This window comes from Mycolicibacter sinensis, assembly GCF_001667945.1.
Classification (GTDB): Bacteria; Actinomycetota; Actinomycetes; order Mycobacteriales; family Mycobacteriaceae; genus Mycobacterium; species Mycobacterium sinense_B.
This window is the reverse complement of the sequence record NZ_LZJK01000043.1, coordinates 1-22,518: the sequence shown is the minus strand read 5'-3', so window position 1 is coordinate 22,518 and position 22,518 is coordinate 1. Positions and strand designations below refer to the sequence as shown.

General features: G+C 68.8%; 23 protein-coding genes and 1 pseudogene. 8 read left to right on the top strand and 16 right to left on the bottom strand.

What is annotated here, in order from left to right; all coding sequences use genetic code 11:
- Nucleotides 1-2: 2 nt before the first annotated feature.
- The 5 genes from rplB to rpsJ are packed head-to-tail and all read right to left on the bottom strand — an operon-like array spanning nucleotide 3 to nucleotide 2,796.
- Entirely contained in the window at nucleotides 3-839 is an 837-nt protein-coding gene (gene rplB / locus A5694_RS05420; RefSeq protein ID WP_064920826.1) for a 50S ribosomal protein L2, read from the bottom strand.
- A gap of 27 nt (nucleotides 840-866) precedes the next feature.
- Nucleotides 867-1,169, bottom strand: coding sequence for a 50S ribosomal protein L23 (rplW, locus tag A5694_RS05415; protein ID WP_064920825.1), 303 nt, complete (start codon nucleotides 1,167-1,169; stop codon nucleotides 867-869).
- Nucleotides 1,169-1,822 (bottom strand): 50S ribosomal protein L4, encoded by a 654-nt coding sequence (gene rplD, locus A5694_RS05410; RefSeq protein ID WP_064920824.1) that lies wholly within the window; start codon nucleotides 1,820-1,822, stop codon nucleotides 1,169-1,171. The genes rplW and rplD overlap by 1 nt, the downstream gene beginning before the upstream one ends.
- On the bottom strand, nucleotides 1,822-2,475 hold the full coding sequence (gene rplC / locus A5694_RS05405) for a 50S ribosomal protein L3 (RefSeq protein WP_064920823.1): 654 nt from the start codon (nucleotides 2,473-2,475) through the stop codon (nucleotides 1,822-1,824). The genes rplD and rplC overlap by 1 nt, the downstream gene beginning before the upstream one ends.
- 15 nt (nucleotides 2,476-2,490) lie before the next feature.
- Nucleotides 2,491-2,796 carry a 30S ribosomal protein S10 gene (gene rpsJ / locus A5694_RS05400; protein WP_003883485.1) on the bottom strand — a complete coding sequence of 102 codons (306 nt, stop codon included), beginning with the start codon at nucleotides 2,794-2,796 and terminating at the stop codon, nucleotides 2,491-2,493.
- A 398-nt stretch (nucleotides 2,797-3,194) separates the two neighbouring features.
- Between rpsJ and A5694_RS05395 the strand changes: the two genes are divergently transcribed.
- Nucleotides 3,195-3,668 carry a hotdog fold domain-containing protein gene (locus A5694_RS05395; RefSeq protein WP_064920822.1) on the top strand — a complete coding sequence of 158 codons (474 nt, stop codon included), beginning with the start codon at nucleotides 3,195-3,197 and terminating at the stop codon, nucleotides 3,666-3,668.
- A 76-nt stretch (nucleotides 3,669-3,744) separates the two neighbouring features.
- On the opposite strand, the gene A5694_RS05390 is transcribed toward A5694_RS05395, so the two are convergent.
- A complete protein-coding gene (locus A5694_RS05390; protein ID WP_064920821.1) occupies nucleotides 3,745-5,388 on the bottom strand; it encodes a carboxylesterase/lipase family protein in 1,644 nt (547 codons plus the stop codon).
- Nucleotides 5,389-5,505: 117 nt separating this feature from the next.
- Here A5694_RS05390 and A5694_RS05385 point away from each other — a divergent pair, with 117 nt between their 5' ends.
- Nucleotides 5,506-6,759, top strand: coding sequence for a cytochrome P450 (locus tag A5694_RS05385; protein WP_064920820.1), 1,254 nt, complete (start codon nucleotides 5,506-5,508; stop codon nucleotides 6,757-6,759).
- On the opposite strand, the gene mftG is transcribed toward A5694_RS05385, so the two are convergent.
- From mftG to mftA, 7 genes are all read right to left on the bottom strand, one after another.
- Entirely contained in the window at nucleotides 6,756-8,186 is a 1,431-nt protein-coding gene (mftG, locus tag A5694_RS05380; protein WP_064920819.1) for a mycofactocin dehydrogenase MftG, read from the bottom strand. The two genes, A5694_RS05385 and mftG, sit on opposite strands and share 4 nt — an antisense overlap.
- Nucleotides 8,187-8,192: 6 nt before the next feature.
- A complete protein-coding gene (gene mftF / locus A5694_RS05375; RefSeq protein WP_064920818.1) occupies nucleotides 8,193-9,620 on the bottom strand; it encodes a mycofactocin biosynthesis glycosyltransferase MftF in 1,428 nt (475 codons plus the stop codon).
- Nucleotides 9,617-10,348, bottom strand: a complete 732-nt coding sequence (gene mftE, locus A5694_RS05370; RefSeq protein ID WP_064920817.1) for a mycofactocin biosynthesis peptidyl-dipeptidase MftE — start codon at nucleotides 10,346-10,348, stop codon at nucleotides 9,617-9,619. The genes mftF and mftE overlap by 4 nt, the downstream gene beginning before the upstream one ends.
- A 216-nt stretch (nucleotides 10,349-10,564) precedes the next feature.
- Entirely contained in the window at nucleotides 10,565-11,758 is a 1,194-nt protein-coding gene (gene mftD / locus A5694_RS05365; RefSeq protein WP_064920816.1) for a pre-mycofactocin synthase MftD, read from the bottom strand.
- 3 nt (nucleotides 11,759-11,761) lie between these two features.
- Nucleotides 11,762-12,958, bottom strand: coding sequence for a mycofactocin radical SAM maturase (mftC, locus tag A5694_RS05360; protein ID WP_064920815.1), 1,197 nt, complete (start codon nucleotides 12,956-12,958; stop codon nucleotides 11,762-11,764).
- Nucleotides 12,955-13,272, bottom strand: coding sequence for a mycofactocin biosynthesis chaperone MftB (mftB, locus tag A5694_RS05355; protein ID WP_109535602.1), 318 nt, complete (start codon nucleotides 13,270-13,272; stop codon nucleotides 12,955-12,957). Before mftB ends, mftC begins: the two co-directional genes overlap by 4 nt.
- A gap of 2 nt (nucleotides 13,273-13,274) precedes the next feature.
- Complete coding sequence (gene mftA / locus A5694_RS05350) at nucleotides 13,275-13,373, bottom strand: mycofactocin precursor MftA (RefSeq protein WP_064920814.1); 99 nt, start codon at nucleotides 13,371-13,373, stop codon at nucleotides 13,275-13,277.
- 131 nt (nucleotides 13,374-13,504) lie between these two features.
- Between mftA and mftR the strand changes: the two genes are divergently transcribed.
- The gene (gene mftR, locus A5694_RS05345) at nucleotides 13,505-14,083 is read left to right on the top strand and encodes a mycofactocin system transcriptional regulator (RefSeq protein WP_207515928.1); all 579 of its coding nucleotides are present in this window, start codon (nucleotides 13,505-13,507) and stop codon (nucleotides 14,081-14,083) included.
- An 87-nt stretch (nucleotides 14,084-14,170) separates the two neighbouring features.
- Here the strand turns inward: mftR and A5694_RS05340 are convergent, their stop codons facing one another.
- On the bottom strand, nucleotides 14,171-15,223 hold the full coding sequence (locus A5694_RS05340; protein ID WP_234786395.1) for a TIGR03857 family LLM class F420-dependent oxidoreductase: 1,053 nt from the start codon (nucleotides 15,221-15,223) through the stop codon (nucleotides 14,171-14,173).
- A gap of 157 nt (nucleotides 15,224-15,380) precedes the next feature.
- Here A5694_RS05340 and A5694_RS05335 point away from each other — a divergent pair, with 157 nt between their 5' ends.
- From A5694_RS05335 to A5694_RS05325, 3 genes and pseudogenes are all read left to right on the top strand, one after another.
- Entirely contained in the window at nucleotides 15,381-16,391 is a 1,011-nt protein-coding gene (locus A5694_RS05335; protein WP_064920811.1) for an aromatic ring-hydroxylating oxygenase subunit alpha, read from the top strand.
- A 48-nt stretch (nucleotides 16,392-16,439) separates the two neighbouring features.
- Nucleotides 16,440-16,758: pseudogene (locus A5694_RS05330) on the top strand (isochorismatase family protein); the annotation flags it as partial.
- Nucleotides 16,746-18,395 carry an acyl-CoA synthetase gene (locus A5694_RS05325; protein ID WP_064920810.1) on the top strand — a complete coding sequence of 550 codons (1,650 nt, stop codon included), beginning with the start codon at nucleotides 16,746-16,748 and terminating at the stop codon, nucleotides 18,393-18,395. The pseudogene A5694_RS05330 and the gene A5694_RS05325, both read left to right, overlap by 13 nt.
- Here A5694_RS05325 and A5694_RS05320 read toward each other — a convergent pair.
- Both A5694_RS05320 and A5694_RS05315 read right to left on the bottom strand, forming a co-directional pair.
- The gene (locus A5694_RS05320) at nucleotides 18,392-19,822 is read right to left on the bottom strand and encodes an aldehyde dehydrogenase family protein (RefSeq protein ID WP_064920843.1); all 1,431 of its coding nucleotides are present in this window, start codon (nucleotides 19,820-19,822) and stop codon (nucleotides 18,392-18,394) included. The genes A5694_RS05325 and A5694_RS05320 overlap by 4 nt on opposite strands.
- 14 nt (nucleotides 19,823-19,836) lie before the next feature.
- Nucleotides 19,837-20,646, bottom strand: coding sequence for an NAD(P)-dependent oxidoreductase (locus A5694_RS05315; protein WP_064920809.1), 810 nt, complete (start codon nucleotides 20,644-20,646; stop codon nucleotides 19,837-19,839).
- Between the two features lie 148 nt (nucleotides 20,647-20,794).
- On the opposite strand from A5694_RS05315, the gene A5694_RS05310 reads away from it, so the two are divergent.
- Entirely contained in the window at nucleotides 20,795-21,688 is an 894-nt protein-coding gene (locus tag A5694_RS05310; protein WP_234786394.1) for an SDR family oxidoreductase, read from the top strand.
- The coding region (locus A5694_RS05305; protein WP_064920842.1) for a cytochrome P450 at nucleotides 21,600-22,518 on the top strand (919 nt) is incomplete at its 3' end. The genes A5694_RS05310 and A5694_RS05305, both read left to right, overlap by 89 nt.

Below are 22,518 nucleotides of genomic sequence, written 5' to 3'. Positions count from 1 at the left end.
TCTTAGCGCTTCTTGCCGGTGCGCCGGCGTCGGACGATGAGCTTGTCGCTGGGCTTGTTCGGCCGGCGGGTGCGACCCTCCGGCTTACCCCACGGGCTGACCGGGTGCCGGCCACCGGAGGTCTTGCCCTCACCACCACCGTGCGGGTGGTCCACCGGGTTCATCACCACACCACGGACGGAGGGACGCTTGCCCTTCCACCGCATCCGGCCGGCCTTACCCCAGTTGATGTTGGCCTGTTCGGCGTTGCCCACCTCGCCGACGGTGGCGCGGCAGCGCACGTCGACCCGGCGGATCTCACCCGACGGCATCCGCAACGAGGCGTAGGTACCTTCCTTACCCAGCAGCTGGATGCTGGACCCGGCCGAGCGGGCCAGTTTGGCGCCACCGCCGGGGCGCAGCTCCACAGCGTGCACCAGGGTGCCGGCCGGGATGTTGCGCAGCGGCAGGTTGTTGCCCGGCTTGATGTCGGCGTTGGCGCCCGACTCCACCACGTCGCCCTGGTTCAAGCCCTGCGGGGCGATGATGTAGCGCTTCTCGCCGTCCAAGTAGTGCAGCAGCGCGATCCGGGCGGTGCGGTTCGGGTCGTACTCGATGTGGGCGACCTTGGCGTTGACGCCGTCCTTGTCGTGACGACGGAAGTCGATCACCCGGTAGGCGCGCTTGTGGCCGCCACCCTTGTGCCGGGTGGTGATCCGGCCGTGGGCGTTACGCCCGCCGCGGCCGTGCAGCGGCCGAACCAGCGACTTCTCCGGGTGAGAGCGGGTGAGCTCGGCGAAATCGGAGACGCTGGCACCGCGACGACCGGGTGTCGTCGGCTTGTACTTGCGGATTCCCATGTCAGTTAGGTCTCTCTCTCACTCCGGTCAGGCCGGTGCGGCGAACAGGTCGATCGGCTTGCTGCCGGGCGCCAGGGTCACGATGGCGCGCTTGGTGTCCTTGCGCTTGCCGTAGCCGGCCCGGGAACGCTTGCGCTTACCCGGCCGGTTCGCGGTGTTCACCGACGCGACCTTGACAGCGAAGATCTTCTCGATCGCGATCTTGATCTGCGTCTTGTTCGAGTCGGGGTGCACCACGAACGTGTACACGTTGTCCTCGATCAGCCCGTAGGACTTCTCGGAGATGACCGGCGCGAGGATGATGTCGCGGGGGTCGGTGACGGTCGCCATCAGGCCGAAACCTCCTGAGTGGTGGTGTGCGCCTCGATGTAGGCGTTCAGGGCCTCGACGCTGAACACCACATCGTCGGCACGCAGCACGTCGTGGGTGTTGAGCTGGTCCGGCGACAAGATGTGCACGCCCGGCAGGTTGCGCACGCTCTTGGCGCCGGTCTCATCGGCACGGCCGATGACCACCAGCACCTGCTTACGGTCGGTGATCGAGCCCAGGAACGCCTTGGCGCTCTTGGTCGACGGGGTCTGTCCGCTCACCAGCTCGGTGACCGCGTGGATCCGGCCGTTGCGCGCCCGGTCCGACAGCGCGCCGCGCAGGGCGGCGGCGATCATCTTCTTCGGGGTGCGCTGGCTGTAGTCACGCGGCTTCGGGCCGTGCACCACGCCACCACCGGTGAACTGCGGTGCCCGGGTCGAGCCCTGACGGGCACGGCCGGTTCCCTTCTGCCGGTAGGGCTTACGGCCACCGCCGCTGACCTCACCGCGGGTCTTGGTCGAGTGCGTACCCTGCCGGGCCGCGGCCAACTGCGCGATGACCACCTGGTGCATCAGCGCGATGTTGGCGGGAGCGTCGAACAGCTCGGCGGGCAGCTCGACTGAGCCACTCTTCTTGCCGTCCGGTGTCTTGACGTCAATTGTGATGCCGGCCATTACTTCTCACCCTTTTTGATCGCGCTGCGGACCAGTACCAGCCCACCGTTGCGGCCCGGAATGGCGCCCTTGATCAACAGCACACCGTTCTCGGCGTCCACCTTGTGCACCACCAGGTTCTGGGTGGTGACGCGGTCATTGCCCATCCGTCCCGACATCCGGGTGCCCTTGAACACCCGGCCCGGGGTCGAGCAGCCGCCGATCGAGCCCGGCCGGCGGTGCACCGCCTGGGCGCCGTGCCCGGCGCCCTGACCGCGGAAGCCGTGCCGCTTCATGGTGCCGGCGTAGCCCTTGCCCTTGGAGGTGCCGGTCACGTCGACGTAGGCGCCGTCGGCGAAGATCTCGGCGGTCAGTTCCTGGCCGACCTCGTACGCCGCGGCGGCCTCCTCGTCGTCGAGGCGCAACTCGGCCAGGTGCCGGCGGGGGTTGACCCCGGCCGCTGCGTACTGACCGGTGAGCGGCTTGTTGACCTTGCGTGGGCTGATCTCGCCGTAAGCGAGCTGCACGGCGGAGTAGCCGTCGCGCTCGGGGGTGCGGATGCGGGTCACCACGTTGGGCCCGGCCTTGACGACCGTGACCGGCACGACCTTGTTGTTCTCGTCGAACACCTGCGTCATGCCCAGCTTGGTACCCAAAAGACCTTTACGTGCCATGGTTTCTCGTGGCTCCTACTGGATGTTGACGTCGACGCTGGCCGGCAGATCGATGCGCATCAGGGCGTCAACGGTCTTCGGCGTGGGATCGAGGATGTCGATCAGGCGCTTGTGGGTGCGCATCTCGAAGTGCTCCCGCGAGTCCTTGTACTTGTGCGGGGACCGGATGACGCAATACACGTTCTTCTCGGTCGGCAGCGGCACCGGGCCCACCACGCTGGCACCGGTGCGGGTGACCGTCTCGACGATTTTGCGCGCCGAGGCGTCAATAGCCTCATGGTCGTAGGCCTTGAGCCTGATGCGGATCTTTTGTCCCGCCACGCTTCTGCTACCTCACTCCTGCAATGGAGGGTCCGGCTTTCGAACCCTTCGTGCCCCCGCGCGCCAGAACCCGTACGGGCCCGTATGGACATTGCGCTGGGCGCTGCCGCCGCTGTTTACCTGTCCTGGTCCACCGGTCCCCGCGGTCGGGCGTGTCGCCCGCACGCGGCCTCGCTCACGGTGAAGAAACTCCGTGCTGCGAGAGTGGGACCGGACGCGCCCGGGTGGGCGCTGGTCGTATGCCCGGCCAGGGGCAACCCCGGCGCAGGCGAACCTGAACAGTATGCCCCAGATCGGGTCAGCGGCCAAATCCCCGGCCGTACCGCTACCGGTCCCCCGGGCCGGTCACCGGTGCGCCGGCCTCCCGGCGATCTTACTTGTCGGTAAGATAGCTCGTCGTGACCGGATCGACCAGTACATATCAGGCATGGCGACGTCTGGCGGGCATCCCGGGTGGCACCCGGCTGTTCTCGGCCGCGGCGATGGCGCGAGTCCCCTATTTCGCGTCGGTGCTGCCCCACGTGGTCCGGATGGAGCCCGGGCTGGCCGAGGTGCTGGTGCCCAAGTGGCCGTTCGTCTACAACCACCTGCGCACGGTGCACGCGATCGCCTCGTGCAACGCCGCCGAGGTCGCGATGGGGATGTTGATGGAGGCCACCGTGCCGCGCACCCACCGCTGGATCCCCAAGGCAATGACGGTGGCCTACCTGGCCAAGGCCACGACGTCGCTACGGGCCACCGCCCGGCTGGATCCGCCCGACTTCGCCACCATCAGCGAGGGGGCCGAGGTGGTGGTACCGGTCAGCATCACCGACAAGTCCGGCGCCGAGGTCGTGCACGCCGACATCACCACCTGGGTGACGCCGGCCTAGTCTCCCCGCTCGAACGTGAAGCCAATGCCACGTTCAGCGCCGAACGTGAAGCCACCTTCACGTTCGGCGATGTGGGCTAACGGATGCTCGACCAGAACTCACACTGGTGCGCGGTGGCGTAGTCGGTGATCAGCCGGCTGCCATCGGGCCGCATCGACATCCACCGCCGGTCGGCACCGCTCGCGATCTCGGGCCAGTCCGGCTGGCCGACCCCGATCGGCGCGCCGGTGACGACGAAACCGGTCCAGTACTCGATCATCTGATCGGACAGTCGGCGCTGCGCGGGGTCTAACGGCGGGGCGCCACCGATGTCGAACAGGTAGCGCAGCTCCAGCGAGTGGGTGGCGCCGATCGGAAACGGCAGGTTGTCGTAGAGCGCGGGCGCCGGGGCGTGCGGATCGGCGAACTCGTAGCCGTAGACCGGCGCGTCGGCGGCCAGTCCGCGGGCCATCCGGTCGGCCAGGCAGGCGAAGATGTCGTCGGTCGCCGCGGCCGCATACGCCAGCGAGGTGCTGCCGCCGAACCGTGCCGGCGGGTAGTGGTCGGCCACCGCCGCGCCTTCGCCGGAGCCGAAGGTGTCCTTGAGTTCGTCGAGGTACTCCGCGGCGGCGATCTCCCGGCCGACGCGCAGATAGCGCAGCGCGACAAACATGGTGAACTCGTCGCGGTTGACGCCCAGCAGCACCGGTACCCGGGCCACCTGGCCGTCTCGGCCGTCGCGAAACACCCGCACCGGGTCCTGCGGCAGCAGCGAGGTTCCGACCACCGGCCCGCTGAGCTGGTCGGTACCGAAGCGGGCGTACCACAGCGGTTTGGTCAGTCGATCGGCCGGAAGCGCGCGCAGGCAGGCCGCGACCTCCGGGTCCTCCTGCGCGACCCCCCGGTCGGCGCAGCCCAGGGCTGCGGTGTACTCGCGGCTGATCCGCTGGGCTTCGGGGACCTCGACCTGCGCCTGGCACGGTCCGCTTTGGATGATCGCGGCCCGGAACAGGCCGGCCGATTCCGGTGCGGCCAGGTGATCGCAGACCGACATGGCCCCGGCCGATTCGCCGGCGATGGTCACCTTGGCCGGGTCACCGCCGAACGCGCCGATGTTGTCGCGAACCCAGCGCAGCGCCGCCTGCTGATCGGCCAGCCCGTAGTTTCCGACCTCGCCGAGTGCCGGGTCGGCCAGGAATCCCAGGGCGCCCAGGCGGTAGTTGATGGTGACGACGATGATGCGGCCCCGCACCGACAGCCGCTGCGCGTTGTAGATGTCGCTGGCGCCCCGCTGGAAACTGCCGCCGTGAATCCAGACCATGACCGGCAGCGGCTCTGCGGCCGAACCGGTCGGTGTCCACACGTTGAGCGACAGGCAGTCCTCGCTGATCGGGTCCGCCTCGGCGGCATCCGGCTGGACGCACCACGGGCCGCGTTTGACGGCGTCGCGCACGCCTTGCCACGCCGGCATCGGCGCCGGCGGCCGCCAACGCAGCGGCCCGACCGGCGCGGCGGCGTACGGGATTCCTTGGAACAGACGGTGATCGGGTTCGACCATGCCGCGTAGCAGCCCGGCTGCAGTTCGCACCACGTCGGCGTTGAGCGCTACCGCGCGGGGCCCGATGCCCGGCTGGGACGCGGCGCCGTCGGAACGCGCGCACCCGCCGGCCAACGCCGCGAGCAGCGCCAGCGCGACGGCGCCTGCCCACAGGCCACGGCGGCGACTTGATCCGGTCGACATGACCGATGAGCCTAATCCGCCGGATCGGCGCAAAGCGCCGCCACGACGGGCGACTATCCCCGACACTGAATAAAAGCTGACACGTGTCAAGAATCCTGCGGGGCGAGGAGTCGACCTTTGAGCACACCGATCATCGACGAGGCCGCCCGGGTGTTCGCCGATCCGACCGCGTACGCCGACGAGCCGCGGCTGAACGCGGCCCTGACCCATCTGCGGGCCAATGCACCGGTGTCGTTGGTGGATCACCCGCCCTACCGGCCGTTCTGGGCGATCACCCGGCACGCCGACATCATGGCGATCGAGCAGGACAACGCGCTGTGGGTCAACGAGCCGCGGCCGGTGCTGGCCCCCGCCGCGGCCGACGATCTACAGCGCTCCCTGCTGGAGTCGGGAATGGGTCTACGCACGCTGATCCATATGGACGATCCGCATCACCACAAGATGCGCTCCATCATCTCGGACTGGTTCCGCCCCAAGGCGATGCGGGCGATGAAGACCCGGATCGGCGAACTCGCCAAGCGTTACGTCGACGAGATGCTGCGGATCGGTCCGGAGTGCGACTTCGTCGCCGACATCGCGCTGAATTATCCGCTCTACGTGATCATGTCGCTGTTGGGTCTGCCGGAATCCGATTTCCCCCGGATGCTGAAACTCACCCAGGAACTGTTCGGCGGCGACGACGACGAATACCGGCGCGGCGTCACGCCCGAGGAACAGCTGCCGGTGCTGCTGGACTTCTTCGCCTACTTCGCGGAGTTGACCGCCGCCCGGCGCGCACACCCCACCGACGACCTCGCGTCCACCATCGCCAACGCGACCATCGACGGCGCACCGCTGTCGGATATCGACACCGCCTCTTACTACGTCATCATCGCCACTGCCGGCCACGACACCACCAGCGCGGCGATCAGCGGCGGGATGCGGGCGCTCATTGAACACCCTGATCAGCGTGAGCGGCTGCGCGCCGACCCGAACCTGATGCCGACCGCGGTCGAAGAGATCATCCGGTGGGTCACCCCGGTCAAGGAGTTCATGCGCACCGCCAACGCCGACACCGAAGTGCGCGGCGTACCGATCGCCCAGGGGGAATCGGTCTACCTGTCCTATGTTTCGGCCAATCACGACGAGGACGTGTTCGACGACCCGTTCAGCTTCGACGTGGGCCGCGACCCGAACAAGCATCTGTCGTTCGGCCACGGGGTGCACTTCTGCGTGGCCTCCGCCCTGGCCCGGATGGAGATCGACAGTTTCTTCCGCGAACTCATCCCCCGGCTGGACGCCATCGAAATGACCGGTGCGCCGCAACTGATTTCGACGACATTCGTCGGCGGCGTCAAGCACCTCCCGGTACGTTACCGGCTACGGGGCTAACCGCGCACGAACTCCACCGCCCGATGCGCCAGCATCGCGATCGTCGCGTGCGGTCCGCGGCTCGGGATCCGCGGCAGCGCCGAGCCGTCGATCACCCACAGTCCCTCGATGCCGCGCACTCGGCATTGGGCGTCGAGCACCGCGGTTTCGTCGTTGTCCGCGCCCATCGGCGCACTACTGCACAAGTGTTGGGACGTCGACCAACGCGGCGCGGCGGCGTCGGCGCTACCCCTGAGCAGCTCGGCAACCAGGTCGACTCCCCGTCGCAAGGCCGCCAGGTCGTCGGGTTCGGTGTCGTAGCGCTGTTCGATGCGGGGCGACACCCGCGGATCACTGGAGACCAATGTCAACCGACCGCGCGCCAGCGGCGCCATCAATGCCACCCCGATCTCCGGCGGACTGGCCGGCCCGCCTTCGTCGATCATCGCAGCGAAAGCTGCGGTATAGGGCCTGATTTCGAGGTTTCCGTCGCACAGCACCGCCTCGAGCACCGGGCGGCCCGGAGTGCCCGGCCAGTCGGCCGTGACCAGCCACTCCGGGTGGTCCGCACAGTTCTCGCCCACCGGTAGCACCGCCCGCACCGCGATGCCCGCGTGCCGCAGCATCGCCTCGTGACCGAGCCCGGACAGCATCAGCAGATGCGCTGACTCGATCGCCCCGGCGCACAACACGATTTGCTCTGCCTCCAGCAGGATGGGCCCGGATGGTCCGACCGCGTGCACCGCCCGGGCACGGTTCCGTTCGATCTGCACCCCGACGGCGCGGGTCTCGGTGAGCACCGTCAGGTTCGGCCGAGCCAGGGCGGGCAGCAGACAAGCCGCGCCCGGGCCGGTGCGTACACCGTCGACGATGTTGAGCGGCACCGCTCCCACCCCGGACAGCGATGCCATCGCCGCATCGTTGAGGTCGGAAATCCAGCCGAACCCGCACCGCCGCGCGTCATCAACGAACTGCCTTGTGCCATCGCTCATTTCACGAGTGCGTTGCACAGGGATGGGCCCGTTGGCGCCGTGCTGGTCGCCACCGAAGTCAAGGTCGGTCTCGATGGCCCGGAAGGACTCCAGCACGTCGGGCCACGACCAGCCCGCCGGCCAGGCGCCGAAGTCGGCCGGTATCCCCCGGCAGAAGTAACCACCGTTGACGGCGCCGGAACCACCGATGGTCGCGCCGCGCACGATGGTCGCCAGCGGGCCGGCCTGACCGGTCAGCGCCGCCTCATAGCGCCGCACCAGTGGGCTGCCGGGGCCGATCGGCAGGCGCCCCCCGTTGCTCGTCTGCATCGCCAGTGTCGGATCGGCGAGGCCGACGCCCGCTTCCAGTACCGTCACGGTGCAGGCCGGATCCGACGACAGCCGTTCTGCCACAATTGCTCCCGCGCTGCCCGCCCCGACCACCAGGGCATCGCTGTGCACCACCGAAGCCGTCAACGCGACCTAGCTGCGGATCTGCGGCTTGAGTGCGGCCAGGTTGCGCTCCCGCAGCACGCCGCCCCATAGCCCGGCCCCGTAGGCCAGGTCGTCGATCCGCTTGAGCAGCAGGTAGGCCGGCAGCCCGAGCGGCCGGGCCTGGTCGCTCCCGGAGTCGTCGTCGCTGCGCGCGTGCCGTAGCCAGTCCACTATTCCGTCGCTGATCGCCGCCAACAGCACCACCCGGCGGCAGCGCTGCGACAGGCACGCGGCCAGCAACGCGATCGGCCAGTAGTGCCGGCACAGCGCCGAGGCGATCTGCAGCCCGGCGGCGGCCAGACCACGCAGCGTCACCGCGAGCACATCAGCGGGTGCGGTATCCGGGCCCCGCATGGACCGGGCGACCCGGTGGCCGGTCAGCGCCGTGATCGCCAAGGACACCAGGTATCCCAGGGCCGAGCCGAGCGCCATCAGCGCCCAGCCCGCCAACGCCCACCCGGAGATCACCATCGGTGCGGTCTTGTCCGGGTGGCGCGCTGATAGCGGTGCGGCTGATCCGCCGTAAAAAGCTTTGCGCGCCACCCAATCCCGCAGTGCGATCCGGTGGTCGTGGGCAACCAGCGCGATCGGCTCGTAGCGCAACCGGTTACCGGCATCGACCAGCCGCCAGCACAGGTCGACATCCTCACCGGAGCGCAGCGCCTCGTCGAAGCCGCCCAGTTCACGCAGCGCCGAACAGCGGCAGATGATCGCCGCGCTCGGGACATAGGCGACCTTGCCGTAGGGGACCACGGGCGCTTCGCAATCACCGAGGTCCAGTGAGGAACGAATGGCCTCGTACCGCGCGACCAGGTGGTCGTGCGCGACCATACCGACGATGCGTGGCGCGACCAGCGCAACGGTGGGGTCGCAGAAGTGGCCCAACAGGGCTTCGAGCCAACCACGGCGGGGCACCACATCGGAGTCCAGGAACGCCACGAAGTCCGTCGTGCAGGCGGCCAGTCCGGTGTTACGTGCGGCCGCCGGTCCCCGGCTCTCCGGGTGGCGCAGCACCTCGACGTCGCAGCAGTGCGCCGCGGCCAGATCCTCCGGTCGGACCGGCACCTGCGACCCGTCGTCCACCACCACGACCCGCAGGCCGCGCAGCGATGCAACCAACCGATTGAGCCCGACAACGTTGTCCCGCACCGGAATTACGACGGTGACGTCGCGGTGTGACGGGCCTCCTGCCGGGCGCGGGTGAGCAACTGTGGCATCCAGCAGAGTGCGGGCCAGCTGGGCGCTGACAGCGTCGCGGACTTCCAGGCGGCCATCGGAGAGCATCCCCTGGGCGGCCGGCGCCAGCCGCAGCAACCGGGTGGGTGAACCGCCCAACAGCGTGGAACCACTGCCCAGCACCCGCACCTTCCGGTCGACCTGTACGGCGAAACCGTCAGGCAGGCGGGCCGGGGTCATCGCAGCATCCCATCCGGCCCGGGCGTCCAGGCCTGGATCGCCGCGAGGCCGCGCTCGACCATCTCCGCGAAGAGACGGCGTCCCTCCTCGGCGGTGGCGGTGGTCGGGTCGCCGAGCACTCCGACCGCGCTCACCGCAGCGACACCGCCGCTGCGCATCGCGGGAAGCAACTGCGCCAAGGGGGCGCTGTTACCCGGCCGCGCCTGGCTCAGTCTCACCTCATCGGGCGAAAGATACAGCAGCAGAGAAGTTTCGGTGTGTCCGGCGTGGGCGTCGGCCTCCGCGGCGGCGCACGGCACCCAGGCGACGTCACGCGCCTCGAAGCGCAGCCGGCCAACCGCCTCGGCCAGTGCCTGCATGTTGCCACCGTGGCCGTTGACGAAGAGCACCCGCTGCGCCCAGCAGCAGGCCGACCGGCCGTATTCCACCAGCAACCGGCTCAGCGCGTCGGTGCCGATCGAGACGGTTCCGGCGAAGCTCTGGTGCTCCCCGCTGGCGCCGTAGGCCACCGCCGGCGCCACCGGCCAGCCCGGCCCCGAGGATCCGGCCAACCGCTCCGAGACCGCCCGGGCGAGCGCCTGCGCGATCCGGGTGTCGGTGTCCAGCGGTAGGTGCGGTCCGTGCTGCTCGGTCGAACCGACCGGTACCAGTAGCGTCACCGGGTGCCCCGGCAGCTGGCTCTGGAGCTGGCTCGAAGTCGAGCTACCCAGGTCGCCGCGCACCGCCATCGGACGATGGTAAGCGAATTCATCTGCCGTACACCAGTTGTTGACGAGGACAGCAGAGAAATTTCCGGGCGCCCGTTCCTCGAGTCGGTCCCGGATTATCACGCGCGTCCCGTCCGCCCCGGGCGTATCAGGGCCGGGCCCCTGAGTTCGCAGGTGGACGGCCCGACCGGGCTGGCGGCGGTGCCGGTGCGGCGGAGCCGGCCGCCACCAGTTGACTCAGCGGCCCCCGTCGGAGGGCACACCGAGCGCCCGGGTGAAGCCGGCCGGAACCAGCACGTCGGCTTCCGACAGGTCGTGCACGGAGGCCCGACCGAGGCCCATCAGGGCCGAGTCGATGCCGCCGCGGAGGATGTCGAGGACGTTCTCCACGCCGGGTTGCCCGGCCGCGGCCAGACCCCACAGGTAGGCACGACCGATCATCACCGCCCGAGCGCCCAGCGCCAGCGCCTTGACGACATCGCTGCCCCGCCGGATGCCGCCGTCCAACAGCACCTCGATCTGATCGCCCACCGCCTCGGCGACGGCCGGCAGGGCCCGGATCGCGGCCGGCGTGCCGTCCAGGTTGTTGCCACCGTGGTTCGACACCGAGATCGCCGAAACCCCGGCATCGACAGCCTTTTTCGCGTCGTCGACGCGCATGACACCCTTGAGCATGAACGGCCCGCCCCAGAGCTCCCGCAGCCAGGCGATGTCCTCCCAGGTCGGCGGCGGGGTACCCATCCATTCGCCGTAGGCCTGGAAGAACGGGGGCCCGGGTTCACCACGCCGGCCCTGGTTGGGCACCCGCAGGCTGGGCGGTCGCATGGTCTTGGCCCACTGCAGGAACCACCGCGGCCGGGTCAGCGCCTCGGGCATCATGGTGACCATGGTCTTGAGGTCCATCCGCTCGGGGATCTTGGGGCTGCCCCAGTCCCGGCCGTGCGAGAAGGACCAGTCGGTGGTGGCGATGAGCCCGACCGCACCGGCGGCCCGGGCGCGCTCGACGCGTTCGGCGATCGCGTCGCGGCCGCCCAGCCAGTAGATCTGGAAGAACGTCTTGGGGTTGGCCGCGATGACCTCTTCCATCGGCTTACTGGCGAACGACGACAGTCCCATCGCGGTGCCGCGTGCGGCCGCCGCCCGCGCGACCGCGACCTCACCGTCCGGATCGATGGCCTGCACGCCGGTCGGCGAGATCATCACCGGGAAGGAAAGCTGCTGGCCCATAACCGTGGTCGACAGGTCACGCTTCTCACACGCGCCGACCACGTGCGGGGCGAAACCCAGTTCGCTGAACGCCTCGACGTTGTCGGAGACGGTGACGCCCTTCTCACTGGCCGAGATCAGCGACGAGTAGGCGGATTTCGGGAGCCGCTTGCGCGCCCGCTCCTGGGCGATCGCGACGGTTTCGAACCAGATATCACGGGCCATGGGTCAGATCGGGCTTTCATCGCAGAGCCGCTTGGGCGGCGTGGTCGGGGCGGCCAGGGAGAGCACCGTCAGCGACCGCGGCGCGCTGCTGCGCTTTCCGCGGGAGTGGTCGCTGCTCGGGCGCGGCTTGTGCCGTTCGCCGGCCAGTGCCTGCTCGCCGAACCCGCGGACGCACTCCGGATCGGGACCGTCCATCGGCAGCCCGGTGAAGAACTTGGCGGCCATGCAGCCGCCCCGGCAGGTGTCATACAACGGGCAGCTGGCACAGGCGCCGCCCGCCGTGGGGCTGCGCAGGTCGTTGAACAGCTTGGAGTGCTTCCACACGTTGTCGAATCCGCCGTCGGTCAACACGTTTCCGGCCAGGAACTCGTCGTGGATGGCGAACGGGCAGGCGTAGACGTCGCCGACCGGGTCGATCAGGCAGACCACCCGCCCGGCGCCGCACATGTTCAGCCCGGCCAGCGCACCGGATTCGCCCAGCGGCGCCAGGTGGAAGAACGAGTCCCCGGTCAGCACCCCCTCACCCTTGGCGACCAGCCAGTCATACAGCTGGCGCTGTTGGTCGGCGGTGGGGTGCAGGTCGTCCCAGACGTCCACGCCGCGACCGGACGGACGCAGCCGGGTGATCCGCAGCGTGGCGCCGTATCGCGCTGCCAGCGCGGCGAAGTCGTCGAGCTGGTCGATGTTGTGGCGGGTCGCCACGACGGAGATCTTGGTGTCGGCGAACCCGGCCGCGGCCAGGTTCTCCAGCGCACGGATCGCCATGTCGAAGGAGCCCTTGCCGCGGATCGGGTCGTTGACCTCGGCGGTGGCGCCGTCCAGGGAGATCTGGACGTCGACGTAGTCGCTGGCCGCCAGCTTGGCCGCCACCTCCGGGGTGATCCGCAGGCCGTTGGTGGAGAACTTCACCCCGACGTGGTGGGCGGTGGCGTAGTCCACCAGTTCCCAGAAGTCGTCTCGCACAGTGGGTTCGCCGCCGCCGATGTTGACGTAGAACACCTGCATGCGTTCCAGCTCGTCGATGATGTCCTTGCACTGCTGCGTGGACAGCTCCCGCGGGTCACGCCGGCCCGACGCGGACAGGCAGTGCACGCAGGCCAGGTTGCAGGCGTAGGTCAGCTCCCAGGTCAGGCAGATCGGTGCGTCCAGACCATGCTCGAAGTGCTCGACCAGGCTGGGGGCTGCGGCGGGGGCGGTCACGGGGTCTCCTTCGGGTCCGCGGCGATCAGGATGTCGGACGCCGCCAGGACGCCCAGGGCACGCAGATAGGCCGGCTCGGCGGCGGCGTCGATGCCCGCGGCGCGGCACGCCGACCGCGCGTCGGGGTGCTCGACCAACGAGTTGACCAACGTGACCATGGTGAGGTTCTTCAGGAACGACAGTTTGCGCGTCCCGAAGTGATACAGCAGCGCGCCGAAAGTCTCGGGCCGCACCGACACCTGCGGATGCAGGCGCCAGCGCAGGTCCGGGTTGAACGTGTCGGTGACGCGCGCCGCCCCGGCGGCGACGGTCACGGTCAGTAGACCCCGCACATCCCGTCGATGGACACCTCTTCGACCAGGCTCTCGACGACGAGGTCGGTCTGGGTGTTGGCTTCGGTCTGCTGGTTGTCCATCGGTCCGGGCCTTTCTTCGCGGTTTGGTCGACAGCACACTGTCGGATCGGTCACAATCCCGGTCAGGATATGGCATCGAGTGCCGATATGGAAGATGGGGCGGGAGAAAAGTGGCCGGGACCGAATCGCAGGTGCAGGCGAGGGTCGGCCGTCGCCGCTCGACCACCCGCGAGAACATCACCGACGTAGCCATCGACCTGTTCGCCACCCGGGGATTCGCCGAGGTCAGCGTCGACGACGTCGCACACGCCGCCGGCATCGCCCGCCGCACCCTGTTTCGGTACTACGCCTCGAAGAACGCCATCCCCTGGGGGGATTTCGACGCGCATCTGCACCAGCTACGCGAGCTGCTGGACGGTATCGATCCCGAGGCGCCACTCGGTGACGCGCTGCGCGCGGCCCTGTTGGCGTTCAACACCTTCGACGAGGGTGAGACGGCCCGGCATCGCCGGCGCATGCGCGTGATCCTGCAAACCGATGAGCTGCAGGCCTACTCGATGACGATGTACGCCGGGTGGCGCAGCGTCATCGCCGACTTCGTGGCGCGCCGAGACGGTGTGGCCCCGACCGATCTGCGCCCGCAGACGGTGGCGTGGATGATGCTCGGGGTTGCGCTCAGTGCCTACGAGCACTGGCTGCGCGACCCGTCCCTGGCGCTGCCGCAGGCCCTCGGTGACGCGTTCGACGCCATCCGCGGCGGGCTGGACTGACGCCGCCCAGCCCCGCCCCATCCCACCCCGCGCCGAGCGTGAAGCCAACTTCACAGTCGCCGCCCGAGCGTGAAGCTGACTTCACGTTCAGCGGTCGGTGATCTCGCGATAGGCGGTGACGACCGGCTCCAATTCGTCGGGGGTGGCGCCGTGCAGGATCACCGCGTCGGCGCCATAGCCGAACTCGGCCCGGATGCGTTCCGCGCAGCGGCGGGCCGGCCCGGTCGCAGACGGTTCCAGCCATTCGTCGGGGATCAACGTCGCGATGTGCTCGATCTGCTCGGCGGTGGCCTTGTGATCGATGCCGCCGGGAATCGAGGTCACCACCGGGTCGGCCCGGAAACGCTGCAATACCGCGGGATCCCAGTTGTTGGTGCGGACTAGCAGATCGCCGTAGCCCTGCAGGTAGGTGGCCAGCCGCGCCACGGTCTTCTTCAGCCGCAGCTGTTCGGGCAGATGATCGCCGACGGTGGCGAAACACGACCACACCCGCACCGCGTCCGGGTCGCGGCCGGCCCGCTCGGCGGCATTCTTCACCGTTGTGACGCTGCGCTGCAGCGTTTCCGGCGTGAAGAAGGTGTGCAGGATGACGTCGTCGAACAGCCGGCCGCCCAGCGCGAGCGTGTTGGGGCCGAACGCCACCAGGGCCAGCCGGATGTCCTCGTCGAAGTCGGGGTCCAGGGCCAGCACCGGGTAACTGCCCATCGGACCGTCGTGGTTGACGATCACCTCGCCGCGCCACAACCGCCGCATCACCTGCGCCCAGTCGGCCAGCTGCGCCGTCGTCACCGCGGGGATACCGAACGCGGCGTACACCGGCGCTATCCCCCGCCCGATGCCCAAGGTGAATCGCCCGCCGGACAGCCGGTGCAGGGTGGTCGCCCAGGACGCGGTGATCAGCGGATGGCGGGTGTTGTGATTGGTTGCCGCGGTGGCGATCTGCATCCGCTCGGTGACCGCACAGGCCGCACCGGCCAGCGATGAGGCCTCCTTGACGTTCCAGCGCTCGGAGATGAACGCGGTACCGAAGCCGAGCTGCTCCCCCCGGCGGGCTTCGTCCATCAGCGTGGCCGGGCCCTCACCGCCGGCCCCGGCCAGCAGGTAGTAGCCCAGCTCGGCGAGCACCCGTTGGTTCGTCACCTGACCACCTCTTTGAGGAATCGCTCGGTTTCGGCCTGGGCCTGCCGGGACAGAATATGTCCGGCGTAGGTCTTCGGCACCCCGGGTGCGTTCAGCTCTTTCTCTACTGAATGCCCTACGGTACGGTATTCAGTTAGCTCACGTGGGAGGAAACGCGATGAAGGTCCCGTTCACCTGGAAAGTCACCGGCTGGTTCATGATCGGCTGGTCCCCGGAGTTCGAGGTCGGTGCGACCCGCGCCCTGCACTACTTCGGTGAGGACCTGGTCGCCTACCGGGGTGAGTCGGGTGAGCTGCACGTGATGGAGGCGCACTGCAAACACCTCGGCGCCCACCTTGGCCACGGCGGCAAGGTGGTCGAGGAGCGGGTCGAGTGCCCGTTCCACGCGTGGCAGTGGGGGCCCGACGGCTGCAACAAGTTCATCCCGTACCAGCCGGACCGGCCGAACAAGGCGCTGCGCCTGCGCGTTTATCCCGTGATGGAGCAGCACGGCTGCGTGTTCCTCTGGCACCATCCCGATGGGCTTGAGCCCCAGTGGGAGATGCCGGACATCTTCGCCAAGTTCCCCCAGTTCACCGCCGGCCCGAAGGACTATTACCGGGCCTATCCGGAGTTCTCCCGGCGCCTGGAAGGCGAACCGGTGCATCCGCAGATCGTCGCCGAAAACGCCGCTGACAGCGCGCATTTCCAGTACGTGCACCACGCCACCGTGACACCACGGGTGCTGGACTGGAAGATGGCCGACCGGGAATGGCACTTCGTCGCCGGCTTTCCGGACGTGAACAGCGATGACCCCGAGGCGATGGCACTGCGCTTCCACTCGCACCTGTTCGGGCTCGGCGGGGCGATCAGCATCTTCGAAGGCGTGCAGCAGCACCGGCTGATCTTCACCTGCACACCGGTCGACGAGGGCCGCTCGGACCTGTTCTATTCGATCTGGTGGCCGCGCATCCCCGGCGACGACTCCGAGACGGCACCGGATGAGATCCGCGAACGCGTCGAGAAGCAGTTTCTGACCACGGTGGAAGACGACCTGGGCATCTGGCGCTACCAGCGCTACATCGAACATCCGGCGCTGGCCAAGACCGACGCGAAACCGTTTATGACACTGCGGAAATGGGCGAGGCAGTTCTACGACGTACCGGCGGACGAAACCGTCCTCGCGTGATGCTGGGCGAGCTGGGCCGGCGCGCCGTGAACATCGCTGCGGGCAGCCCCGGGTGCCCCCCTGCTGCCGGAATCCGGGCCGGAACCGACGGATCTGGTGCTCAGCCGCGGCCACGGAGTGGGACCGATGGGCGGAACCGAGCTGGACGCGGCGCTGCGCAACCTCGGGGTGTCGACCGTTGTCGTGGAACATCACCATCCCGAACCTGGTGATGGACGCGGTCAACGCCTCCTACGGGGTGGCTCTGCCCCGCGATGCGGTGGCCGGTGTGCCGGCCGAGTACGGGGCTGCGATGATCGAGAACACCCTGTCTCTGCTGGCGACGATCACCACCACCGAGGAGCTGATGCGCACGTGGCGCCGCTGACCCCCTTCACCGTTCCGTCCGTCATCGATGCGGTGGCCGCCGCGATTCCCGACCGCGACCTGGTCATCCAGGGCGATCGCCGCTACACCTACGCCCAGATCGCTGAGCGGTCCAACCGCCTGGCGTCCTACCTGCATGCGCAGGGGCTGGGCTGTCACACGCCGCGATCGGAGCTGGCCGCACACGAGACCGGCCAGGACCTGCTCGGGATCTACGCCTACAACGGCAACGAGTTCATCGAGACCCTGCTGGGCAGTTTCGCCGCCAGGGTGGCCCCGTTCAACGTCAACTACCGCTACGTCCGCAATGAATTGGCTTACCTGCTGGCCGATTCCGGCGCCACCGCACTGGTGTATCACGCCGCGTTCGCCCCGACCCTGGCCGAGGTGCTCCCCGACCTACCGCAACTGCGGGTGCTGATCCAGATCGCCGACGACTCCGGCAACGCCCTGCTCGACGGTGCAGTGGACTACGAGACGGTGCTGGCGGAGAGCTCGCCGCAGCCGCCACCGGTGCAGCCGGACCCCGATGACCTCTATGTGCTCTACACCGGCGGCACCACCGGCATGCCCAAGGGCGTGCTGTGGCGTCAGCACGACATCTTCATGGGCTCCTTCGGCGGCCGCAACCTGATGACCGCCGAAGAGGTCAGCTGCATCGACGACATCGTGGGGCCGGCCCGGGAGAACCCGGGCGTCAAGCTGATGATCCTGCCGCCGCTGATCCACGGCGCCGCGCAGTGGGCGGTGATGACGGCGATCAACACCGGCCAAACCCTGGTCTTCCCTTCGGTAGTCGACCATTTCGACGCCGACGACGTGGTGCGTGCCATCGAGCGGGAGAAGGTGCTGTCGGTGACCGTGGTCGGCGACGCGATGGCCCGGCCGCTGCTCGATGCGATCCGCAAGGGCACCGCCGACGTGTCGTCGCTGATGGTGGTGGCCAACGGCGGCGCGTTGCTGACCCCGTACGTCAAGCAGCAGATCGTCGAAACGCTGCCCGGCGCCATGGTCATCGACGGGGTTGGCTCGTCGGAGACCGGCGCCCAGATGCGGCACATGTCGACCTCGGGTGCGGTGTCCACCGGTACCTTCGCCGGCGGGCCGGATACCTGCGTGGTGGCCGAAGATCTCGGGGCGGTGCTAGAGCCCGGGCACGACGGTCTTGGGTGGCTCGGTCAGCGCGGCTATGTGCCGTTGGGCTACAAGGGCGATGCCGCCAAGACCGCGGCGACGTTCCCGGTGATCGGCGGGATGCGCTTCGCGGTGCCCGGCGACCGGGCCCGGCATTTGGAAGACGGATCGATCGAGTTGTTGGGCCGCGATTCGGTGACGATCAACTCCGGTGGGGAGAAGATCTTCGCCGAGGAGGTCGAAACCGCGATCGCCTCACATCCGGCCGTGGTCGACGTGGTGGTCGCCGGCCGGCCCAGCGAACGGTGGGGCCAGGAGGTGGTGGCGGTGGTCGCCCTCGCCGACGGCGCGACCGCCACCGCCGCCGAACTCATCGACCACGCCGCCGGATCGCTGGCGCGCTACAAGCTGCCCAAGGCGATCGTCTTCCGGCCGGCGATCGTGCGCAGCCCGGCTGGCAAAGCCGACTACCGCTGGGCGCGGGAGCAGGCCGAGCAGGGTTAGCCGCGCTTCGCCAGGCGCCGATGCGCCCGGTTGCGCGCCCGGCGCAACATCGTGTCGGCATACCACCGCATCCCGGGCTTGAACGGCGGCGCGGCGCTTCCGGTGAGGCTGAACGGCAGATCCGAGCCGACCACCGTGCGGTAGTGGCTGAACGCGTCGAAACCGGCCTTGCCGTGGTAGGCGCCCATGCCGCTGCGCCCCACCCCACCGAACGGGGCAGCCGAGGGGATCATCTGTGCGGCGAAGTCGTTGCGCGCCACGCCGCCACTTCGGGTGCGCCGCACAAAGTCCCGGAACGACGGGCCGTCCGGCCCGAACCAGTACGCCACCAGCGGCGCGGGACGCGCGTTGATCTCATCGATCGCCTCGTCGAGACTGCGGTAGCCCTGCACCATCAGCACCGGACCGAAGATCTCCTCCTCGGTGATCCGCATGCTCGCGTCGACGTCGCGCACGATCGTCGGGGCGATCTTGCGCGAGGCTCGATCCGGCAGCACCTCACCATCGGGGGCGACGGCCTCCACGGTGGCGCCGCGTGAGCGGGCGTCCTCGATCAGGCCCAGCACCCGGTCGAAGTTGGCTTCGTTGACGGATGAGCAGTAGTCGCCGTTGGCCGTGATGGTCGGGAACATCTCCCGCAGCGTCGCACGGGCGACGTCGATGAACGAGTCGATCTCGCGTTCGGGCACCAGCACGTAGTCCGGGCACACGCAGACCTGTCCGCCGTTGACCATCCGGGCCGCCGCGATCCGTCTCGCCGATCGCGTGATGTCGGCGCCGGGGGCGACCACGACGGGGTTCTTCCCGCCCAGCTCCAACGTCACCGGGACCAGGTTCGCGGCTGCGGCGCGCTGCACCAGCGTGCCCACTGACGGCGACCCGGTGAAGAACAGGTGGTCGAAGGGCAGTCCCGCGAACGCCGCGGCCACGTCCGCGCCGCCGGTGACGACGGCCAGATCGTCGTCGCTGAAATAGTTCGGGGCGGTCTGCTGCATCAATTCGGCGGTGTGCGCGGTGATCTCGGACATCTTGATCATCACCCGGTTGCCGGCCGCGAACGCCGCGGACGCGGGCAGCACCACCAGTTGCAGCGGGAAGTTCCACGGCCCGATGATCCCGACCACACCGAGCGGACTCGGCTGCACCTCGGCCCGCAGCCCCACCAGGCGCGCCGCGCGCATCAGCTTGCCGGTCCGCATCCATTGCTGCACATGCGATCTGGTGTGCTCGATCACCGGGATCATGCCGACCAGCTCGGTTGCCAGCGACGCCGACCGGGACCGGGTGCCGAAATCAGCGGCCATCGCCTCGACGAAGGCGTCGGTGTTGTCGAGCACCATGGCCAACAACCGGTCGATGCGATTGCGCCGCACCGCCGCGTTGGGCGGGCCGTCGGCGACGAACGACTGCCGTTGTCTCTCCAGCACGTTCAGCAGGTCGGTCACGACAGGTCCAGTGGTCCGGTCTCGGCCACCGTGCGAAGCTGCCCCAACTCGACGCCACGGTCGGCGGCCGCCTCGATGCAGGCCGCGACGTCCTTGCGCATAAAGGGCGCAACGACCTGGGCGAAGCTCTCCACTCCCCCGGCCGACTGCACGTACCCCGCGGCCCGGCTGCCGCCGCTGCAGTGCTCCAGCGCCGAGAACAGACTGGTTTCGGGCACTTCGAGGTTCTTCGCCAGTTCGACGGCGGCCGCGACGAGTTGCGCGTTGGCGGCGAACAGCACGTTGTTGATGAGCTTGAGGTTGAGCGCGGTGCCCAGGCCTCCGGTGGTGATCACCGGATCGGCGTAGGCGGCCAGCACCGGCTGTGCGCGAGCCACCGCATCGTCCGGGCCGCCGAGCAGAACGGTTAGCTTGCCGGCGGCGATGTCGTGGGCACCGCCGCTGACCGGCGCATCCACCAGCACCGGCCCGTCCGGGAATTCCGCCATCAGTTTGATCAGCGTGCTCACCGTTCCGGTGGTGTGCGAGACCACGACCGTGTCGGGGCCGGCATTGGCCAGCAACCCGTCGGCACCGGCGGCGACCTCGAGCAGTTGGGCATCGGAGAACAGGCAGCTGATCACGACGCCGGCATCGCGAGCGACGGCGGCGACCGACTCCACCGGCACCGCGCCGGCGGCAGCCAGCCGCTCGCGCACCTCCGGACGGCGCGCATAGACCTGCACGGAAAAGCCGGCACCGACCAGGCGGAGCACCATCGGCTCGCCCATCTTGCCGGCTCCGACGAACCCGATGGTCTCGGCCATTCTCGGCTCCTGTTCGCATCTTTCGCCGCCCGGGCGGATGTTTGCGGGGCAGTTCGGTAGGGCCAACCGTAGCATTGTTCACCGGCGCCGAATTCGTTACAGTCGTGCTTACTGTCGGCTTTTCGAGTACACCAGAAGGCTAGCGAGGATGACCAACCCGCGGCGCAAGGTGGTGGTCGTCGGCGCCGGCTCTGGCATCGGCGCTGCGGCAGCCACGCACTTCCACGAGCGTGGTGATTTCGTGCTGGCCGTCGACGTGCGCCCCTCGTCGACGCCGGCCTCGCAGCATGACTGTTGCGACCTGCGCGATCCGGCCGCCATCGCCGCGTTCACCGGCCGGGTCGGCGACGGCTGGGACCTGCTGGCCCATGTCGCCGGCGTACCGGGAACAGCACCGGTCGCCGACGTGCTCACGGTCAACTATCTGGGCATGCGCCTGATGACCGAGGCCATGCTGCCCCGGCTACGTCCCGGCGGTGCGGTGGTGGCGGTCGCCTCGACAGCGGCCTTGGGCTGGGAGCAGCGCATCGAGGTGCTCAACGGGCTGCTCGATGCCACCGATGCCGAATCGGTGTTGCGCTGGCAAGCCGGCCAGGACCCGGGGTTCCCGGTGTACACCTCCTCCAAGCAGGCGGTGATCCTCTACGCCAAGCGGCTGGCCGCGACGGCGCGTGCGAAGTACGGCGTGCGGATCAACACCGTCAGCCCCGGCCCGGTCGAGACCCCGATCCTGCCCGACTTCGAGCAGTCGATGGGCAAGGAAACCCTCGACACCGTGCGCGCCACGGTCGGCCGGCACGCCGTCGTCGACGACATCGTGCCGCTGATCGACTTCCTCGGCTCGCCCGACGCCGGGTGGGTCACCGGCCAGGACATTCTCGTCGACGGCGGGTTCATCACCTCGATCACCGCCGGCGCCCCCATCACCGTCTCCAGACCTTCGAGAGGACACCATGACCGTGAGTTCATCCGCCAGCACACCGACGTCTCCGTATCCCCACCACCGACTCGATATCTCGGATCCGGCCTTTTGGAGCAATGACTTTCGCACCCGCGACGAGACGTTCGCGGCGCTGCGCGGCGAGCCGGGCCTGACCTGGCACCGGCCTATGCCGGCCGTCTTCCCGCATCAGGAGACCGGATACTGGGCGGCGACCCGCCACGCCGACATCAAGTTCATCAGCCAGCACGAAGAGCTGTTCTGCTCCCGCGACGGGGTCAGCGTCGATCCGATGCCGGCCGAGATCCAGCGCAATATGACGTTCTTCCTGGCGATGGACCCGCCCGATCACACCCGGTATCGCAAGCTGATCAGCTCGGGGTTCACCCCCCGACAGGTGCGCCGGATCGAGGAGCAGATCAAGTCCAATGCCCGCAGCATCGTCGACGACCTACTGGCGCAACTGCGTACCGGCGACCCGATCGACTTCGTCGCAGCATGTTCCGGGCAGCTGCCGATGCGCACCATCTCCGACATGATCGGCATCGATGCCGCCGATCAGGAGAAGGTCGCCTACGCCGCCGAATGTTTGTTCAGCGGTAGTGATGACGAGTACGCCTCGCTGGAGGAGCGGGCCGTGCACGTCATGACGCAGCTGGGGGTGCTGGCCGGCTCCGGCATCGAGCTGGCGCAGCGCCGCCGCGCCGAGCCGCGCGACGATCTGATGACCGAGTTGGTCAATGCCGAAGTCGACGGCCATCGCCTGACCGACGAGGAGCTGGGCTCGTTCATGGTGCTGCTCGGTTCGGCCGGCAACGACACCACCAAGCAGGCCACCACGCACGCGTTCAAGGCCCTCGTCGATCACCCCGAGCAGCGCGCGTGGCTGCTGGCCGACTTCGACAATCGGATCGACGCCGCGGTCGAGGAGT

Bases quoted from the DNA above. Each gene is read 5' to 3' on its own strand.
- mftA (WP_064920814.1), bottom strand. From the start codon at position 13,373: ATGGACAACCAGCAGACCGAAGCCAACACCCAGACCGACCTCGTCGTC.
- rplB (WP_064920826.1), bottom strand. From the start codon at position 839: ATGGGAATCCGCAAGTACAAGCCGACGACACCCGGTCGTCGCGGTGCC.
- rplW (WP_064920825.1), bottom strand. From the start codon at position 1,169: ATGGCGACCGTCACCGACCCCCGCGACATCATCCTCGCGCCGGTCATC.
- mftE (WP_064920817.1), bottom strand. From the start codon at position 10,348: ATGGCGGTGCGCGGCGACCTGGGTAGCTCGACTTCGAGCCAGCTCCAG.
- A5694_RS05310 (WP_234786394.1), top strand. From the start codon at position 20,795: ATGACCAACCCGCGGCGCAAGGTGGTGGTCGTCGGCGCCGGCTCTGGC.
- rplD (WP_064920824.1), bottom strand. From the start codon at position 1,822: ATGGCCGGCATCACAATTGACGTCAAGACACCGGACGGCAAGAAGAGT.
- mftF (WP_064920818.1), bottom strand. From the start codon at position 9,620: ATGACCCCGGCCCGCCTGCCTGACGGTTTCGCCGTACAGGTCGACCGG.
- rplC (WP_064920823.1), bottom strand. From the start codon at position 2,475: ATGGCACGTAAAGGTCTTTTGGGTACCAAGCTGGGCATGACGCAGGTG.
- mftD (WP_064920816.1), bottom strand. From the start codon at position 11,758: ATGGCCCGTGATATCTGGTTCGAAACCGTCGCGATCGCCCAGGAGCGG.
- A5694_RS05390 (WP_064920821.1), bottom strand. From the start codon at position 5,388: ATGTCGACCGGATCAAGTCGCCGCCGTGGCCTGTGGGCAGGCGCCGTC.
- A5694_RS05335 (WP_064920811.1), top strand. From the start codon at position 15,381: ATGAAGGTCCCGTTCACCTGGAAAGTCACCGGCTGGTTCATGATCGGC.
- A5694_RS05315 (WP_064920809.1), bottom strand. From the start codon at position 20,646: ATGGCCGAGACCATCGGGTTCGTCGGAGCCGGCAAGATGGGCGAGCCG.